The following is a 17,344-nucleotide window of genomic DNA, read 5'->3' on the forward strand; positions in this document are numbered from 1 at the left end:
GACGGAGCACCCCTCGGGGGTCCCGTCGGCGAGGGAGGCGAGCCGGGCGCCCTCGGCGAGCTGCTCGACGGTGCTGCCGGGGAACGGGTGCAGTGCGACGGCGCGGCAGTTGGGCCAACGTTGCGCGACAGCACGCCCGAGCAGGAGCAGCATGGATCTGACGGAGGTGGCGAGCGGGACGTGACAGGCAGGCTGCGGGTCTTCCTGGGGGCGGCGCCGGGGGTCGGGAAGACGTACGCCATGCTCGCCGAGGGCCGGCGGCTGCGGGGCGAGGGGCTGGACGTCGTGGTGGGCCTCGCCGAGACCTACGGCCGGCGCGGCACCGAGGAGCAGCTGGGGGACCTGCCGGTACTGCCCCGCCGCCCGGTGCGGTACCGCGGCATCGAGCTGAGCGAGCTGGACCTGGACGGTCTGCTGGCGCGTCGGCCGGCGCTCGCGCTGGTGGACGAGCTGGCGCACAGCAATGTGCCCGGCAGTCGGAACGCCAAGCGCTGGCAGGATGTCCAGGAGCTGCTGGCGGCGGGGATCGATGTGGCGACGACGCTCAACATCCAGCACCTGGAGAGCCTCAGCGACGTCGTCGAGCAGATCACCGGTGTCGCCCAGCGGGAGCGGATCCCGGACGAGGTGGTGCGCGCCGCCGACCGGATCGAACTGGTGGACCTGAGCCCGCAGGCGCTGCGCACCCGGATGGCGCAGGGTGAGATCTACGCGCCGGACCGGATCGACGTCGCACTGGACCACTACTTCCGGGCCGGCAACCTGGGCGCGCTGCGGGAGCTGGCGCTCCTCTGGCTGGCCGACCGCGTGGAGGAGGAGCTGGCCGACTACCGGGCCCGGCACGGCATCCGGGCGCCGTGGGAGACCAAGGAGCGGATCGTGGTCGCGCTGGACGGCGCGCCGCAGGGCGAGCACCTGGTCCGGCGGGGCGCCCGGATCGCGACCCGGGTGCACGGTGACCTGATCGGCGTGCACGTCCGGCCGGACGACGGCACCGCCCGGGCCGCGCCACCGGAGCTGGCGGCCCAGCGTGAGCTGCTGCGGGAGCTGCGGGGCACCTACGTCGAGGTCGGCGGCGCGGACGTGGCCCGGACCCTGGTGGATTTCGCGCGGACCGAGAGCGCGACCCAGATCCTGCTCGGACCGACCGGTCGCTCACGGCTGCGCGAGCTGCTGTCGGGGTCCGTGATCAACCGGGTGATCCGGTCGGCCGGGCCGATCGACGTGCACGTCCTGCCGCCGCCCGAAGCGGGGCTACTGGTCGTTCCGCCCGGACCGCGCAGGCGCCGGCCCGCGCCGGTGTCCGCGCGACGGCGCCGGGCGGCCTGGCTGCTCGGGCCGGCCGGTACGGTCGCGCTGGCCTGGGCACTCTCACCGTTGCGCGACTCGCTGGGGCTGTCGGGGGTGCTGCTCTGCCTGTTGTTGCCCGTGGCCGGGACGGCCCGGCTGGGCGGTCTGCTGCCGGCGGCCGGCAGCACCGCGGCGGGGGCGCTCGCCGCCGACTTCTTCTTCACCCGGCCCTGGCACAGTCCGGTGGTGGAGCGGGGGGCGGACGTTGCTGCGCTGATGGTGTTCCTGGCCGTCGCGGGTATCGTCGCCCATCTGATCGACGGCCTGGCGCGGCGCTCCCAGCAGGCCGACCGGGCCCGGGCGGAGGCGGCGGTGCTGGCCCGGCTTGCGGGCGGGACGGTGGACGCCGGGGCCTGGACGTTGTCCGAGCTGGTGGCGGAGCTGCGGCAGGTGTTCGGGCAGGACGGCGCGGCGGTGGTGTGGCGCGAGGAGGAGTTCCGGCAGCCGCTGGCCGCGTCCGGGGCGGCCGTGCCGAACCCTGAGGAGGCGTCGTACGCCGTGGACCTGGGCGGTGGTGCGGTGCTCCTTCTGTGCGGCCGGTCGCTGAGCGGGGAGGACACTCGGCTGCTGGGCCCGTACGTCGCCCAGCTGCGGCTGGCCTTGGAGCGGGAGCGGTTGGTGGCCCGTGCCTCCGCGACCGACGACCTGGCGGACGCCGATGCCCTGCACACGGCGCTGCTGGAGGCCGTGGGCCGGGATCTGCGTGATCCGTTGGCGGCCGTTCGCCGTTCGGCCGCCGACCTCGCGGCCGGGGACGGTCCGGCCGGTGCGGCGGCCGACCGGATCGGGGCAGAGGCGGCGCGGATGGAGCGGTTGCTGGCGAACCTGCTGGACCTGAGTCGGCTGCGGGCCGGGGTGACGCCGGTGGTGCTGCGGCCGACCGTGGTCGGGGAGGTCGTCCGGGCGGCCGTCGCCGGGCTGCCCGAGGGGCCGACCGTGCCACCGGTCCGGATCGGCGCGGTGGACGGGCTGCCGCGGGTGCTGGCCGATCCCGGCTTGCTGGAGCGCGCGCTCGCCGATGTCCTGGCCGCTGCGCGGGCGGCGGAGGGGCCGGACGCGGTGACGGTCGATGCCGGTGTGGTGGCCGGGCGGGTCGGCATCAGGGTCGTCGGGCGGACCGGCGGCGGCGCCGGAGTGGCGCCGGCGGTCGCCGTGGGGTTCGTCGAGGCGATGAACGGTGAGCTGACCGTGGACGAGGCATCCGGAGGCGGGACGTCCTTCGTGATCGCTCTCGGCCGTGCCGCGTAGTCGGCCACGGCCGGGCGCGCGGGCGACGGTCAGTGCAGGCCGACGGCCGGGGGAACGGGGTGTGCGGCGCGGTGCTGTCCCACCGCGAGGGGGAGCGGGGCTCCGACGCGGGCGCTGAACTCCAGCCGTTCCAGCAGCTCGGAGGCGGAGACGGCGATGACCGGGCAGGGCGCGTGCGCGCGGCAGTGGCCCAGGACGGAGCCGTGCAGCAGCCGGTCGAGACGGCCGTGCCGGCCGGTGCCGATCACGAGCCGGTCGTCGGGTCCGGTGACGGCGGAGACCAGGGCGGCCCCGGCCTGGCCCCGGATCGTCAGCGGGTGGATCACGAGGTCGGCCGTGTAGCCGCCGAAGGCCTGCTCGAAGGCGGTGTCGATGCGCCTGCGGGCGGCGCGTTCCAGCTCGGACAGCGGGCGCGGTCCCCGCCGGTCGCCGTCCGCGGGCGACCAGGCGGCGACAGGCACGAGGACGGCCTCCCGCCGGGCCGCCTCGGCCACGGCGCGGTAGAGCGCCGCGAGGCTGCCCAGGGAGCCGTTGAGTCCGACGATCACTCTGCTGGTGCCGGTCATGGCTGGTCGCCTCCGCCTCGAATCGCGTGAAGCCCGGTGGTTCGCCGAGTCCAGGGAACCTTCGTTCATGGAACGCCTCCGGGAGCCTTCCCGGGCCGGCCGCTGACGGCACCATGACGGCGGGAAGCGTATTCCTGACGTATCCATGACGGGGTTGCCCGCCCCGCGGCCCAGTACCCTGTCGGGCCCGGGCCGGGGGCGCCGGTCGAGGACCTCAGTTCAGGCCGGGCAGGAACTGGACGACCAGGTCGATGGCCTTGATGCCGAGGAAGGGCAGGATCAGGCCGCCGAGGCCGTAGACGCGCAGGTTGCGGCGGAGCAGGTCGGTGGCGTCGGCGGGCTGGTAGCGGACGCCGCGCAGGGCCAGCGGGATCAGGGCGACGATGATCAGGGCGTTGAAGACGATCGCCGAGGTGATCGCGGACTGGGGGCTGTGCAGGCCCATGATGTTGAGGTGCCGCAGGCCGGGGTAGGTGCCGGCGAACATCGCGGGGATGATCGCGAAGAACTTGGCGACGTCGTTGGTGATCGAGAAGGTGGTGAGCGCGCCGCGGGTGATGAGCAGCTGCTTGCCGATCCGGATGATCTCGATCAGCTTGGTGGGGTCGGAGTCGAGGTCGACCATGTTGCCGGCCTCCTTGGCGGCCGGGGTGCCGGTGTTCATCGCGACCCCGACGTCGGCCTGGGCGAGGGCGGGGGCGTCGTTGGTGCCGTCGCCCGTCATCGCGACCATGTTCCCGGCCGCCTGCTCCTTGCGCAGACAGGCGAGCTTGTCCTCGGGGGTGGCCTCGGCGAGGAAGTCGTCCACGCCCGCCTCCGCCGCGATCGCCCGGGCGGTGAGCGGGTTGTCGCCGGTGACCATGACGGTCCTGATGCCCATCCGCCGCAGTTCGGCGAACCGTTCGGCGATGCCCTCCTTGACCACGTCCTTCAGCTCGACGACCCCGAGCGCGCGGGCGCCGTGCCGGTCGTGGACGGCCACCAGCAGCGGGGTGCCGCCCTCGCCCGCGATCCGGTCGACCAGCGGCTTCGCCTCCATCGGCAGCCGCCCGCCGGAGCTCACCACCCAGCGTGCCACGGCGGTCGCCGCGCCCTTGCGGATCAGGCAGGCGGTGCCGTCGGGCCAGGCGAGGTCGACGCCGCTCATCCGGCTGCGCGCGGTGAACGGGACGTCGGTGCGCTCGCCCAGTTCGCCCTCGGCACGCGGCGGCACCCAGTACTGACGGGTCGTCAGTTCGACGACCGAACGTCCCTCGGGTGTTTCGTCGGCGAGCGAGGCGAGCTGGGCGGCCTCGGCGAGCTGTGCGGCGGTGGCGCCGGGCAGCGGGTGCAGGGCGGTGGCGCGCCGGTTGCCGTGGGTGATGGTGCCGGTCTTGTCGAGCAGCAGCACGTCCACGTCGCCGGCCGCCTCGACGGCCCGGCCGGAGAGCGCGACCACGTTGCGCTGGACCAGCCGGTCCATGCCGGCGATGCCGATCGCGGAGAGCAGCGCGCCGATGGTGGTCGGGATGAGCGCGACCATCAGCGCCACCAGGACGACGGTCGTCTGCGGGGACCCGGCGTAGATGGCCATCGGCTGGAGCGAGACCACGGACAGGACGAAGACGACGGTGAGCGAGGCGAGCAGGATGTTGAGCGCGATCTCGTTCGGTGTCTTCTGCCGGTTCGCGCCCTCGACCAGGGCGATCATCCGGTCGATGAAGCTCTGCCCGGGTCGGGAGGTGATCCGGACCACCAGGTGGTCGGACAGCACCCGGGTGCCGCCGGTGACGGCGGTGCGGTCGCCGCCGGACTCCCGGATCACCGGCGCGGACTCGCCGGTGATCGCCGACTCGTCGACGGCCGCGACGCCCTCGACCACCTCGCCGTCGCGCGGGACCACCTCGCCGGCGGCCACGAGCACGATGTCGTGCAGCAGCAACTCCTCGGCGGGGATGCTCTCGTGGCGGTGGTCGCGGGTGCCGACCCGCCAGTGCAGCAGGCGCCGGGCGGTGGTGCCCGCCTGCGCCCGCCGCAGGGAATCGGCCTGGGCCTTGCCGCGGCTCTCGGCGACGGCTTCGGCGAGGTTGGCGAACAGCACGGTGAGCCAGAGCCAGAAGCTGATCATCCAGGCGAAGACGTTCGGGTGGAGGACGGCGGTGAGGGTGGTGAGGGCGGATCCGGTCTCGACCACCAGCATGACCGGGTTCTTCGCCATGGTGCGCGGGTGCAGCTTGCGCACGGCGGCGGGCAGGGCCTCCCGGAGCTGGCGGGCGGTGATCAGCCGGCGCCGCCCGGGCCGGGCCGGGCCGGGGCGGTGGCTCGGGTGCTGGTGCGGGTGTGCCGGCTCCGGGACGGGTTCCTTCGGGCGGCGGAACCAGTCGGGCCGGTCGGGCCGGGGCCCTGCCTGGTCGGTGGTGGTGTCCGGTGGGGTGAGAGCCGAGCGGCGCATCGGTGTTCTGGGACCTTCCGGAGCAGCCCCGGGGGAGCGGAGCAGCCATCGACGGGGACGGGGGACGCCGCACAGCGAAGCACCGGACCTCCGCACGCCATGCGCGTCTTGACGTCCGCTTGGCGTGCGGCGCGGTGTCCTTGACACGACCCTGACGCGGCGACCTGATGCCCTGTCGGCAGGGAGGTGCCGGGCCGATCACCAGGACCTGGTCGGGCCCACCCAGTAGACGACCTCGCGTCCTACCGCGCGGAAGCCGGCCGCTTCCGCGAGGGCCCGGCTGGCGAGGTTGCTCTCCGGGGCGCACCAGGTCGGCGTGAGGCCGCGAGCGTGAGCGGCGACGACGGCCGACCGGACGCACGCCAGCGCCAGGTCGAGTCGGCGGAAGGCGGGATCGGTCGCGACGGCGATCTCCAGATGGTCCCGGCCGACGAGGTACCCGCAGGCGAGCGACGCCAGGTACGGGCCGACGAAGGCGCCCCAGGAGAACCCGCTCGCCGCGATCCCACGGTGGCCGCCCCAGGTGCCGGCGGTCCAGTGGGGTTCGCCGCTCCGGGCCGCACCGCCGCCGCGCAGCGCGAAGCGGTCGAGCCGGCCCCGGTCGTCGGGGCCGAGCGGGCGGACCCAGCCGGCGATGTGCGGCGACACCGGACGCGGGCGCTCCCGCTCGACGTACACCACGCGCACCCACGGGGTGATGTGGGTGAAGGTACGGCCCAGCAGCGGGAGGAAACGGTCCGGGGTATGGAACTGGCCGCGCCCGAACCCGGCGAGGACGGCGGGGTCGAGCCGGGCCGGGTCGCCGCGCAGCAGCCGCTCCGGCCCGCAGTGCACCAGCAGCGCTCCGACCGCGCCCGGATCGTCCGCCCACCAGCCGCCGTGACCGCTCCGGTCGACATGGCTGGCGAGAACGGTGGCCCCCGGACGCTCGGGGGTGAACCAGTCGGTGGACGGCAGGGCGGCGACGGGGGCGGTCACGGAAGCGGGCACCCGCCCAGTACCGCGTACCGCAGGGCCCCGGCGGCCGGTCGTTGACGGAAGTCTGACGGTGATCGCCACCGCGCTGACACAGCCTTGGCGGGAGACCCGGCTCGGCCGGCCTCGGCACACGTCAAGACCGCGTTCGGATCATGGACGGCCCCGTCAGAAACCCGTCAAGACCGGTCGGCCCGGCCGCTCGCGCGGCTTGGCTGGAAGCGGCTGGAGACAGCCGAGGACGAACGAGTGAACCACGGCGGAGTGAGGAACGGGACATGAACGGCAGCCACCTGAACGACGAGCGGCCCCGGGGCCGTGTGGTGGTCGGCGTCAGCGGCTCCCTGGGCAGCCTGGCCGCCCTGCACCGCGCGGTCGCCGAGGCCCGCCGCACGGGAGCAGAACTCCTCCCCGTCCTCGCCTGGGAGCCGCCCGGCGGTGAGTTCGGCTACCGCCGCTCCCCGTGTCCGCCGCTGCTCGCGGTCGTCCGGGACGACGCCGACCAGCGCCTGCGCGACGCCCTGGACACGGCCTTCGCCGCCGTCGACCCCGGTGTGCCGATACGGCCGCTGGTGGTCCGCGGCGAGACCGGGCCCGCACTGGTGCACATCGCCGACCGCCCCGACGACCTGCTCGTGGTCGGGCGCAGCGGCGGCCCGCTGCGCCGCCGGCTGCGGCCGTCGGTGACCGCATACTGCACCCGGAAGGCCGGCTGCGCGGTCCTCGCCGTGCCGGTGCCGGAGCTCCAGCAGGACCTGGAGACGCTGCACCGGCGCAACCACTGGCACCTGCCGCTCGACACGACGCCCGAGCTGCTCCGGGCGAAGGGTCAGCCCCCTGCGCGGAGGCAGTCGGCCTGACCCGACCTTCCTGCGGCCTGTCGGCCAGGCTGCTGATCGGACCGGGCGCCAAGGGCCCGTCAGGGAGTCGTCAGGGCTGCGTCAGGGCGGCGGGCGGGGCTTGCCGGGGAGCGGCGGGGTCGCGTTGGATGGTGGACATGAACCGCTCGACACGCCATCACGACCGCCCGCCGCATCCGCGGCCACTGGTTGTCGCTGTCGCGGTCGCCACCGTCCGGTAGGTCCCTGCCTCCCCGCTCGGCCTCCGGCGTGTGCCGCTCAAGGACGTCCGCCTCCCCGCCCTCCTGCGCGGGGAGGCGGACGCGTTCTCCTGCCGTTCCACCTTCTCCGCACCGCCGGCCCCCGGGGGCGTGACCCGTCACGCCCGCCGGCACCCCGGCGGTGCCCGCCACCCTTGGATGGGTCATGTCCGACGCTGTTCTGTCCGCTCGTACCGTTCTCGTCACCGGCGCCTCCTCCGGCATCGGCTGGGAGAGCGCCCGCCTGCTCGCCGGGCTCGGGGCCACCGTGCTGGTGCACGCCCGCACCACCGCCGAGGCCGAGGACGCCGTCGAACGGCTGGTCGCCGCCGGCGCCCGACGGGACCGACTGGTCGAGCTGGCAGCCGACTTCACCCGTCTCTCGGAGGTCGCCGTGCTCGCCGGTTCGGTCGTGAAGCACTACCCGGCACTGGACCTGCTGGTCAACAACGCCGCCGCGATGGCCCCCGAGCGCTGCACCCTCACCGACGACGGCAACGAGGTCTCGCTCCAGGTCAACTTCCTCGCCGCCCACCTGCTCGCCAAACTCCTGCGCGCCCCGCTCTCCGCCGCCGGCGACGCCCGGATCGTCAACGTCTCCTCCTCCCTCCACCGCACCGCCTCCATGAACTGGACCGACCCGCACCGCGTGAAGAAGTACTCCCGCGTCGCCGCCTACGCCCAGTCCCAGCTCGCCCTGACCATGGCCACCGCCGACATGGCCCCGGCCGGCTCCGGCATCACCGCCGTCAGCCTCAACCCCGGCCTGTGCGACACCGCGCTGCTCCCGCTGTACGGGCGGGTCGGCGCACCGGCTGCCGAGGGTGCGGCGGCCGTGGTCCGGCTCTGCCTGCCCACCACGACGCTGATCAACGGCGAGTACTACGACGGCGGCGAGCTCGCCCCGACGGCCGCCGTCGTGCAGGAGGAGCGCTCGCAGAAGCGCCTCGCCAAGCTCGCGGACCAGCTGGTCGCCAAGGCCGCCTGAACCACCCCCACCGCGAAGAGAGAACGACATGTCCAAGCGCGCCCGCAAGAAGAAGGCCCGGCGGAAGAAGAAGGCCAACCACGGCCGCAAGCCCGGCGGCCGGTAGCCCATGACTCACCCGGTGCCGCGTGCCACCGGCACCGGGTGGAACCACAGCGGCCCCCGGGGCCTGCCCGATTGTGCGGACGGGCGGCCTCGGGGGCCGCTGCATGCCCACGGCCGTCAAATGCCGTCAAGGCTCCTGGTGTCCGCGTAGGGAGCGTCGTGAGCAGCGGCCGGTGATTCGGTCGGCCGCACGATCGTGGGACATTCGCCGGGCCCGGACAGCGCCGCTGTCCGGGCCCGGCGAAATGTTCAGGACAACCCGTGGTTCCGGGGCATGACGCGGATATCAAGGCCGCGTCAATGTTTCCGAATCACCCGTATGGAGGTCATCAGGGAACCGTTGCGCACCCCCACCGGCTGGTTGGCTGCTCCAGCCGGTCTTCCCCCGGTGCTGAGGGCAGCCCGATCCGGGCGGCCCGCGGCATCCTCGTAGCCGCTCTGGTGGAGTCCATGTCCGATCTCATCTACGTCGTCGTCACGGTCGCCGTGTTCGGCGTCATCGCCCTGATCGCGCGGGGGGTGGAGAAGCTGTGAGCGCCGAGAACGTCGCAGGTCTCATCGTCGCCGTCGCCCTCGTCGGCTATCTCGTTCTCGCGCTGATCTACCCGGAGAAGTTCTGACATGAGTTCGACTCTCGCGGGCTGGCTGCAGGTCCTCGCCCTGGTGGGCGCGCTGGCCCTGTGCTACCGCCCCCTGGGCGACTACATCGCCCACACCCTCACTTCGAAGAAGCACCTGAGAGCCGAGAAGGCGCTGTACAAGGTGATCGGCGTGGACGCCGACGCCGACCAGCGCTGGCCGGTCTACCTGCGTTCGGTGCTGGCGTTCTCGGCGGTGTCCGTCCTCTTCCTCTACACCCTGATCCGGGTGCAGCAGTGGCTTCCGCTGGGGCTGGGCGTCGAGCAGATGCCGGGCCACCAGGCGTGGAACACCGCGATCTCCTTCGTGACGAACACCAACTGGCAGTCCTACAGCGGTGAGGCCGCGATGGGGCACCTGGCCCAGATGGCCGGTCTGGCGGTGCAGAACTTCGTCTCCGCGGCCGTCGGCATCGCCGTCGTGGCCACCCTGATCCGGGGCTTCACCCGCAACCGCACCGACCGGCTGGGCAACTTCTGGGTGGACCTCACCCGGATCGCCCTGCGCCTGCTGCTGCCGTTGTCGATCGTGTTCGCCCTGGTCCTGGTGGCGAACGGCCTGGTGCAGAACTTCCACGGCTTCCACGAGGTGGCCACGCTCGGCGGGGACGCGCAGGCGGTCCCGGGCGGGCCGGTGGCCTCGCAGGAGGTCATCAAGGAGCTGGGCACCAACGGCGGCGGCTTCTACAACGCCAACTCGGCGCACCCGTTCGAGAACCCGACCGGATTCACGAACTTCCTGGAGATCTTCCTGATCCTGCTGATCCCGTTCGCGCTGCCGCGGGCGTTCGGCCGGATGGTCGGCGACAATCGCCAGGGCTACGCGATCGTCTCGGTGATGGGCCTGTTCTGGGTCGCCTCGGTGGCGCTGATGACCCTGGCCGAGTCGCAGCACGCGGGCTCCGCGCTGCAGTCGGCGGGCGGGGCGATGGAGGGCAAGGAGCAGCGGTTCGGCATCGCGGCGTCCAGCCTGTTCGCGGCCTCGACCACGCTGACCTCGACCGGTGCGGTGGACTCCTTCCACGACTCGTACACCGCGTTCGGCGGCGGGCTGACGATGTTCAACATGATGCTGGGCGAGATCGCGCCCGGCGGTGTGGGCTCGGGCCTGTACGGGATGCTGGTGCTGGCGATCGTCGCGGTCTTCGTGGCCGGTCTGATGGTCGGACGCACCCCGGAGTACCTGGGTAAGAAGCTCGGCGGGCGGGAGATGAAGTTCGCCTCCCTCTACATCCTGACCACGCCGACGCTGGTGCTGGTCGGCACCGGTGTCGCGATGGCGCTGCCGGGTCAGCGGGCCGGGATGCTGAACTCGGGCGCCCACGGCTTCTCCGAGGTGCTGTACGCGTTCACCTCGGGCGCCAACAACAACGGTTCGGCGTTCGCCGGCATCACGGTGAACACGGACTGGTACGACACCGCGATCGGGCTGGCGATGGTGTTCGGCCGGTTCCTGCCGATGGTCTTCGTCCTGGCCCTGGCCGGCGCGCTCGCCCAGCAGCAGCCGGTCCCCGCCACCCCGGGCACCCTGCCCACCCACAAGCCGCTGTTCGTGGGCCTGCTGTCGGGCGTCGTCCTGATCGTCGTCGGCCTCACCTACTTCCCGGCCCTGGCTCTCGGGCCGATCGCGGAAGGTCTCTCCTGATGTCGTCCACCACTCTCACTCCCACCCCGGCTGACAAGGCCGAGAGCACGGTGCCCCACAGAGTCTCCGGTGGGCTCCTCGATCCCAAGCTGCTCGTCGCCTCCTTCCCGGACGCGGTGAAGAAGCTCGATCCCCGGGTGATGGTCAAGAACCCGGTGATGTTCGTGGTCGAGGTCGGCTCGGTCGTCACCACCGTCGCCGCGGTCGCCGATCCGTCGGTGTTCGCCTGGTCGATCACGGTCTGGCTCTGGCTGACCACGATCTTCGCCAACCTGGCCGAGGCCGTCGCCGAGGGCCGCGGCAAGGCGCAGGCGGACACCCTGCGCAAGACCAAGACCGACACCATGGCCCGCCGGCTGCTCGACTGGCCGAGGTCGCAGGCGGAGGAGGAGGTCTCCGGCACCGCCCTGCAGCTGGGTGACCACGTGGTGGTCGAGGCCGGGCAGATCATCCCGGGCGACGGCGACGTCGTCGAGGGCGTCGCCTCGGTGGACGAGTCGGCGATCACGGGTGAGTCCGCGCCGGTGATCCGGGAGTCCGGCGGCGACCGCTCGGCCGTGACCGGTGGCACCAAGGTGCTGTCGGACCGGATCGTGGTGAAGATCGCCTCGGAGCCCGGCAAGTCCTTCATCGACCGGATGATCGCCCTGGTCGAGGGCGCCGCCCGGCAGAAGACGCCGAACGAGATCGCGCTCAACATCCTGCTGGCCTCGCTGACCATCGTCTTCCTGGTGGCGGTCGTCACCCTGCAGCCGATGGCCACCTACGCCGGTGCCCCGCAGTCGATGATCGTGCTGGTCGCGCTGATCGTGGCGCTGATCCCGACCACCATCGGCGCGCTGCTCTCGGCGATCGGCATCGCCGGCATGGACCGGCTGGTCCAGCGCAATGTGCTGGCGATGTCGGGCCGCGCCGTCGAGGCGGCGGGCGACGTCAACACCCTGCTGCTCGACAAGACCGGCACCATCACCCTCGGCAACCGCCAGGCCGCCGAGTTCCAGCCGGCCAAGGGCGTGGGCATCGGTGACCTCGCGGACGCCGCGCAGCTCTCCTCCCTCGCGGACGAGACGCCGGAGGGTCGCTCGATCGTCGTGCTCGCGAAGACGGAGTACGGTCTGCGGGCCCGTGCCCAGGGCGAGTTGGAGCACGCCACCTGGGTGCAGTTCACCGCGCAGACCCGGATGTCCGGCGTCGACCTGGACGAGGCCGACGGTGTCCACTCGGTGCGCAAGGGCGCGGCCGGCTCGGTCACCAACTGGGTCACCGAGAACGGCGGCACGGTCGGCAAGGACATCGCCGAGCTGGTCGACGGCATCTCCGCCGCGGGTGGCACCCCCCTGCTCGTCGCCTCCCGGGTGGGCAGCGCGCCCCCCAAAGCCCTCGGTGTGATCTACCTCAAGGACGTGGTCAAGGAGGGCATGCGGGAGCGGTTCGACGAGCTGCGCCGGATGGGCATCAGGACCGTCATGATCACCGGCGACAACCCGCTGACCGCCCGGGCGATCGCGGAGGAGGCGGGCGTGGACGACTTCCTCGCCGAGGCCACCCCCGAGGACAAGATGGCCCTGATCAAGAAGGAGCAGGAGGGCGGCAAGCTGGTCGCGATGACGGGCGACGGCACCAACGACGCCCCCGCCCTCGCCCAGGCCGACGTCGGTGTCGCGATGAACACCGGGACCATGGCGGCCAAGGAGGCCGGCAACATGGTCGACCTGGACTCCAACCCCACCAAGCTGATCGAGATCGTCGAGATCGGCAAGCAGCTCCTGATCACCCGCGGCGCGCTCACCACCTTCTCCATCGCCAACGACGTCGCCAAGTACTTCGCGATCATCCCGGCGATGTTCGCCGCGGTCTACCCGGGCCTGGACAAGCTCAACATCATGCAGCTGCACAGCCCCCAGTCCGCGATCACCTCGGCCATCATTTTCAATGCCCTGGTCATCGTCGGCCTGATCCCGCTGGCCCTGCGCGGCGTCAAGTACCGCCCCTCCGACGCCAGTTCCCTGCTGCGCCGCAACATCGGGGTCTACGGGTTCGGTGGGCTGGTCGTCCCCTTCGTCGGGATCAAGCTGATCGACCTCGTCGTCCAGTTCATCCCCGGCCTGAGCTGAGAGAGAGGAGAACCCAGATGTCCAAGCCCCTGCCCACCACCGTGCGCACGCACTTCACCGCACTGCGGATGCTGCTGGTGATGACGGTGATCCTCGGCCTCGCCTACCCGCTGCTGGTCACCGGCATCGGCCAGGCGGTCTTCAACGACAAGGCCAACGGATCGATCGTGAAGACCGCCGACGGCAAGGAGATCGGCTCCAGCCTGCTGGGCCAGAACTACAACCTGCCCAAGCAGAACCCGGACGACGAGAACGAGGAGGCCAAGCCGGACCCGCAGTGGTTCCAGCCCCGCCCTTCCTCCGGGAGCTACGACCCGCAGAGTTCCGGCGCCTCCAACCTGGGCCCGAACAGCGAGGACCTCACCACGACGATCGAGGACCGCCGCAAGGCCGTCGCCGAGTTCGACGGCGTCGACCCGGCGAGCGTGCCGGTGGACGCCGTCACCGCCTCCGGCTCCGGCCTCGACCCGCACATCTCGGTCGCCTACGCCAAGGAGCAGGTCGACCGGGTCGCCAAGACCCGCGGCAACGTCTCGCCCGAGCAGCTGAACAAGCTCGTCGAGAAGTACACCGAGAGCCGCTCGCTCGGCTTCCTCGGCCAGGAGGGCGTCAACATCGTCCTGCTGAACAAGGCTCTGAGCGAGCAGAAGTGACGCTCAATCAGTCATCTCGGTAACCGGACCGACCCGGGCAGCGGAAACACACCCCGCCGCCCGGGTCGGTCGCCCATGTTCGCCCCGCAATCGACCTGCCTCACCTACTGAACGGAAAGAGCAGCGCCCATGGCCCGCGACCTCACCCCCGGCACCGGCCACCGACGCGGCCGGCTGAGGGTGTACCTCGGTTCCGCCCCCGGTGTCGGCAAGACCTACCGGATGCTGGACGAGGCCCACCGCAGACAGGAGCGGGGAGCGGACGTCGTCGTCGGCTACATCGAGTGCCACGGCCGGAGGTTCACCGAGGGGCTGGTGGACGGGCTCGAAGTGCTGCCCAGAGTCAGACGGAGCTACCGTGATGCCGAGTTCCAGGAGATGGACCTCGACGCCCTGCTTGTCCGGCGTCCATCGGTGGCGCTGGTGGACGAGCTGGCGCACACCAACGTCCCCGGCGGCCGGCACGCCAAGCGCTGGCAGGACGTCGAGGAGCTGCTGGACGCCGGGATCGACGTCATCACCACGGTCAACATCCAGCACCTGGAATCGCTGAACGACGTCGTCCAGAAGATCACCGGCATCCCGCAGCGCGAGACCGTCCCCGACGAGGTGGTCCGCCGCGCGGACCAGATCGAACTCGTCGACATGGCCCCCCAGGCGCTGCGCCGCCGGATGGCCCACGGCAACGTCTACAGGGTGGAGAAGGTGGACGCCGCGCTTTCGAACTACTTCCGGGTCGGCAACCTCACGGCCCTGCGCGAACTCGCCCTGCTCTGGGTGGCCGGGCGGGTCGACGAGGGCCTGCGCGACTACCGGGCCGACCACAGCATCGACCGGGTCTGGGAGACCCGCGAGCGGGTGGTGGTCGCCCTCACCGGCGGCCCCGAGGGTGAGACCCTGGTCAGACGCGCCGCCCGGATCTCGGACCGCACCGCCGGTGGCGACCTGCTCGCCGTGCACGTCACCCGCAGCGACGGCCTGGCCGGCGCCTCGTCCGGCGCGCTCGCCCAGCAGCGCCAACTGGTGGAGGCGCTGGGCGGCAGCTACCACGTGGTGGTCGGTGACGACATCCCCACCTCGCTGCTGGCCTTCGCCCGCGCCCACGACGCCACCCAGCTCGTGCTGGGCACCAGCCGGCGCGGCCGGATCACCCGGCTCCTGACCGGCCCGGGCATCGGCGAGACCACGGTGGACGCCTCCGAGGACATCGACGTCCACATGGTCACCCACGAGTTCACCGGCCGCGGCCGGTTGCCCTCGCTCGGCCGGCGACACTCCCGGCGCCGCACCGTCGCCGGGTTCGCCGCAGGACTGGTGGTGCCCTGGCTGCTCACCCTGATCCTCTCCCAGTTCCACGAGACGGTGAACCTGACCACGGACGCGCTGATCTTCCAACTCGGCGTGGTGGCAGTGGCGCTGCTCGGCGGCGCCACCTCCGCTCTGCTGGCCGCACTGGTCGCCTCAGCGCTGCTGAACTACTTCTTCATCCCGCCCGTCCACACCCTGACCATCGGCGAGACCAACAACATCGTCGCCCTGGTGGTCTTCGCGGCCGTCGCGCTGACCGTCTCCACCGTGGTCGACCACGCCGCCCGACTTACCACCCGGGCCGCCCGGGCCACGGCCGAGGCCGAGACCCTGAGCACGCTGGCGGGAAGCGTGCTGCGCGGCGCCGACGCCCTGCCCGCCCTGCTGGAGAAGACCCGGACGGCCTTCGGAATGCACTGTGTCGCCCTGCTCGACCGGGGCGACGCCACGTTGATTGCCCGGAGTGACGGAACGGGCGAGAGCGAGAGTGTGGGCGAGAGCGGGCCGGAGCGGGAGACGACCGAAGTGCCGGTGGGGGAGAAGGCCTTGCTCGTCTTGACCGGTCGCCGGCTGCCCGCCGCCGACCAGCGCGTCCTCACCGCCTTCGCCGCCCACGTCGCCGCCGCCCTGGAACGCGACCGCCTCGCCGTCGTCGCCGCCGAGGTCGAACCCATCAAGGCCGCCGACCGGATGCGCACCGCCCTGCTCGCCGCCGTCAGCCACGACCTGCGCACCCCGCTCGCCGCCGCCCTCGCCTCGATCGGTTCGCTGCGCAGCCCCGACGTCGAGTTCTCGGACCAGGACCAGGCCGAACTCCTCGCGATGGCGGACGAGTCCCTGCTCAAGCTCACCCGTCTGGTGGACAACCTGCTCGACATGAGCCGCCTCCAGGCCGGCGCCCTCACCCTCCACCTGGCGCCCACGCGGCTGGACGACATCCTGCGGCGCGCGGTGGACTCACTCCCGGACCCGTACGCCCCCGTCCAGCCGCTCGACCTCGACACCGTGCCTGCGGTACTGGTCGACCCGCCGCTGCTGGAACGTGTGCTGGCCAACGTCATCGCCAACGCGCTGCGGCACAACGCCCCCGGCGCGCCCGTGCTGGTCGCCGCCAGCCAGCACGCCGGGCGCGTCGAACTGCGGGTGATCGACCGCGGCCCCGGCATCGCCCCCGAGGACCGCGACCGGGTCTTCCTGCCCTTCCAGCGCCTCGGCGACACCGACAACACCACGGGCGTCGGCCTCGGCCTGGCCCTCTCCCGCGGCCTCGCCGAAGCCATGGACGGCAGCCTGGAGGTCGAGGACACCCCCGGCGGCGGCACCACCATGCTGCTCACCCTGCCCGCCGCCCCGGCGGAGGCGGACGGTGACCGCCACACCTCGGAGCTTCCGGTGCCCGAGGGCGGGACGGAGCGCATGGAGGAGAGGGCGACCCGATGAGTCACATCCTGGTGGTCGACGACGAGCCGGCCCTGCTGCGCACCCTGCGAATCAGCCTCCAGGCGCGCCACTACTCGGTCCTGACGGCGAGCACCGGTCAGGAAGCACTGGACTCCGTCGGTCTCGTGCCGCCCGACGTCGTGGTGCTGGATCTCGGCCTCCCCGACCTCGACGGCATGGACGTCATCCGGGGTGTCCGCTCCACACTGGACGTGCCGATCGTCGTGCTCTCCGGCCGGGCCGACACCGCCGAGAAGATCCGGGCCTTGGACGCGGGGGCGGACGACTACGTGACGAAGCCGTTCGTGATGGACGAGCTGGTGGCCCGGCTGCGCGCGGTCCTGCGCCGGCCGGTGGCGGCGGCCGTTCCGGCAGGGCTGCCCCGGATCGGCCCGTACGAGGTCGACCTCGCCGCCGGCACGGTGACCGGGCCGGACGGGCCGGTGCGGTTGACACCCACGGAGTGGAAGATCCTCGCCCTGCTGATGGCCAACCCGGGTCGGCTGGTGCCCGGAGGGCAGATCCTGGCCGAGGTCTGGGGACCGGAGGCGGAGGGCCACGGCAACTACCTGCGGGTCTACCTGGCAGCCATGCGGCGCAAGCTCGAAACGGTCCCCGCCAGGCCGCGGCACCTGATCACCGAGCCGGGAATCGGCTACCGGTACCAGCCCTGAGCCGCAGTGCCAAGAGTGCGTCAAGACGGTGGCGCGGGCCGTCAAGGGTGCGTCAGGAACGGCCGGGACCGGCCTGGTCGGGGCATAGCGTCAGCAGTGAGGAAACGATT

Annotated in this window: 13 protein-coding genes; 10 read left to right on the plus strand and 3 right to left on the minus strand. The window is 72.3% G+C overall.

Annotation, left to right across the window (positions count from 1 at the left end; genetic code table 11):
* Positions 1-180 precede the first annotated feature (180 nt).
* Positions 181-2,598, plus strand: a complete 2,418-nt coding sequence (locus OG715_RS31655; RefSeq protein WP_266273882.1) for a sensor histidine kinase — start codon at positions 181-183, stop codon at positions 2,596-2,598.
* A gap of 29 nt (positions 2,599-2,627) precedes the next feature.
* Here OG715_RS31655 and OG715_RS31660 read toward each other — a convergent pair whose 3' ends face one another.
* The 3 genes from OG715_RS31660 to OG715_RS31670 form a co-directional block, all read right to left on the minus strand.
* Complete coding sequence (locus OG715_RS31660) at positions 2,628-3,164, minus strand: universal stress protein (protein ID WP_266273881.1); 537 nt, start codon at positions 3,162-3,164, stop codon at positions 2,628-2,630.
* A 214-nt stretch (positions 3,165-3,378) separates the two neighbouring features.
* Positions 3,379-5,595, minus strand: a complete 2,217-nt coding sequence (kdpB, locus tag OG715_RS31665; RefSeq protein WP_266273880.1) for a potassium-transporting ATPase subunit KdpB — start codon at positions 5,593-5,595, stop codon at positions 3,379-3,381.
* Between the two features lie 198 nt (positions 5,596-5,793).
* Complete coding sequence (locus tag OG715_RS31670; protein ID WP_266273879.1) at positions 5,794-6,573, minus strand: GNAT family N-acetyltransferase; 780 nt, start codon at positions 6,571-6,573, stop codon at positions 5,794-5,796.
* A gap of 275 nt (positions 6,574-6,848) precedes the next feature.
* Between OG715_RS31670 and OG715_RS31675 the strand changes: the two genes are divergently transcribed.
* The 9 genes from OG715_RS31675 (at position 6,849) to OG715_RS31710 (ending at position 17,234) form a co-directional block, all read left to right on the plus strand.
* A complete protein-coding gene (locus OG715_RS31675; protein WP_266273878.1) occupies positions 6,849-7,430 on the plus strand; it encodes a universal stress protein in 582 nt (193 codons plus the stop codon).
* Between the two features lie 405 nt (positions 7,431-7,835).
* Complete coding sequence (locus OG715_RS31680) at positions 7,836-8,657, plus strand: SDR family NAD(P)-dependent oxidoreductase (RefSeq protein ID WP_266273877.1); 822 nt, start codon at positions 7,836-7,838, stop codon at positions 8,655-8,657.
* Between the two features lie 28 nt (positions 8,658-8,685).
* Positions 8,686-8,763, plus strand: coding sequence for a 50S ribosomal protein bL37 (locus OG715_RS42505; protein ID WP_407661139.1), 78 nt, complete (start codon positions 8,686-8,688; stop codon positions 8,761-8,763).
* Positions 8,764-9,292: 529 nt separating this feature from the next.
* Complete coding sequence (kdpF, locus tag OG715_RS31685; protein ID WP_037779658.1) at positions 9,293-9,382, plus strand: K(+)-transporting ATPase subunit F; 90 nt, start codon at positions 9,293-9,295, stop codon at positions 9,380-9,382.
* A 1-nt stretch (position 9,383) separates the two neighbouring features.
* A complete protein-coding gene (kdpA, locus tag OG715_RS31690) occupies positions 9,384-11,045 on the plus strand; it encodes a potassium-transporting ATPase subunit KdpA (protein ID WP_266273876.1) in 1,662 nt (553 codons plus the stop codon).
* On the plus strand, positions 11,045-13,159 hold the full coding sequence (kdpB, locus tag OG715_RS31695) for a potassium-transporting ATPase subunit KdpB (RefSeq protein ID WP_266273875.1): 2,115 nt from the start codon (positions 11,045-11,047) through the stop codon (positions 13,157-13,159). The genes kdpA and kdpB (OG715_RS31695) overlap by 1 nt, the downstream gene beginning before the upstream one ends.
* Positions 13,160-13,176: 17 nt before the next feature.
* The gene (gene kdpC / locus OG715_RS31700; protein ID WP_266273874.1) at positions 13,177-13,812 is read left to right on the plus strand and encodes a K(+)-transporting ATPase subunit C; all 636 of its coding nucleotides are present in this window, start codon (positions 13,177-13,179) and stop codon (positions 13,810-13,812) included.
* A gap of 129 nt (positions 13,813-13,941) precedes the next feature.
* On the plus strand, positions 13,942-16,560 hold the full coding sequence (locus OG715_RS31705) for a sensor histidine kinase (protein ID WP_266273873.1): 2,619 nt from the start codon (positions 13,942-13,944) through the stop codon (positions 16,558-16,560).
* Positions 16,557-17,234 (plus strand): response regulator, encoded by a 678-nt coding sequence (locus OG715_RS31710; protein ID WP_266273872.1) that lies wholly within the window; start codon positions 16,557-16,559, stop codon positions 17,232-17,234. The genes OG715_RS31705 and OG715_RS31710 overlap by 4 nt, the downstream gene beginning before the upstream one ends.
* Positions 17,235-17,344 lie beyond the last annotated feature (110 nt).

Source organism: Kitasatospora purpeofusca (assembly GCF_036010405.1).
Classification (GTDB): Bacteria; Actinomycetota; Actinomycetes; order Streptomycetales; family Streptomycetaceae; genus Kitasatospora; species Kitasatospora purpeofusca.

What these genes read in the sequence shown, in the direction of transcription:
- OG715_RS31660 (WP_266273881.1), bottom strand. Translation starts at nt 3,164, where the DNA reads ATGACCGGCACCAGCAGAGTGATCGTCGGACTCAACGGCTCCCTGGGC.
- kdpB (WP_266273880.1), bottom strand. Translation starts at nt 5,595, where the DNA reads ATGCGCCGCTCGGCTCTCACCCCACCGGACACCACCACCGACCAGGCA.
- OG715_RS31675 (WP_266273878.1), top strand. Translation starts at nt 6,849, where the DNA reads ATGAACGGCAGCCACCTGAACGACGAGCGGCCCCGGGGCCGTGTGGTG.
- OG715_RS31680 (WP_266273877.1), top strand. Translation starts at nt 7,836, where the DNA reads ATGTCCGACGCTGTTCTGTCCGCTCGTACCGTTCTCGTCACCGGCGCC.
- OG715_RS42505 (WP_407661139.1), top strand. Translation starts at nt 8,686, where the DNA reads ATGTCCAAGCGCGCCCGCAAGAAGAAGGCCCGGCGGAAGAAGAAGGCC.
- kdpA (WP_266273876.1), top strand. Translation starts at nt 9,384, where the DNA reads ATGAGTTCGACTCTCGCGGGCTGGCTGCAGGTCCTCGCCCTGGTGGGC.
- kdpB (WP_266273875.1), top strand. Translation starts at nt 11,045, where the DNA reads ATGTCGTCCACCACTCTCACTCCCACCCCGGCTGACAAGGCCGAGAGC.
- kdpC (WP_266273874.1), top strand. Translation starts at nt 13,177, where the DNA reads ATGTCCAAGCCCCTGCCCACCACCGTGCGCACGCACTTCACCGCACTG.
- OG715_RS31705 (WP_266273873.1), top strand. Translation starts at nt 13,942, where the DNA reads ATGGCCCGCGACCTCACCCCCGGCACCGGCCACCGACGCGGCCGGCTG.
- OG715_RS31710 (WP_266273872.1), top strand. Translation starts at nt 16,557, where the DNA reads ATGAGTCACATCCTGGTGGTCGACGACGAGCCGGCCCTGCTGCGCACC.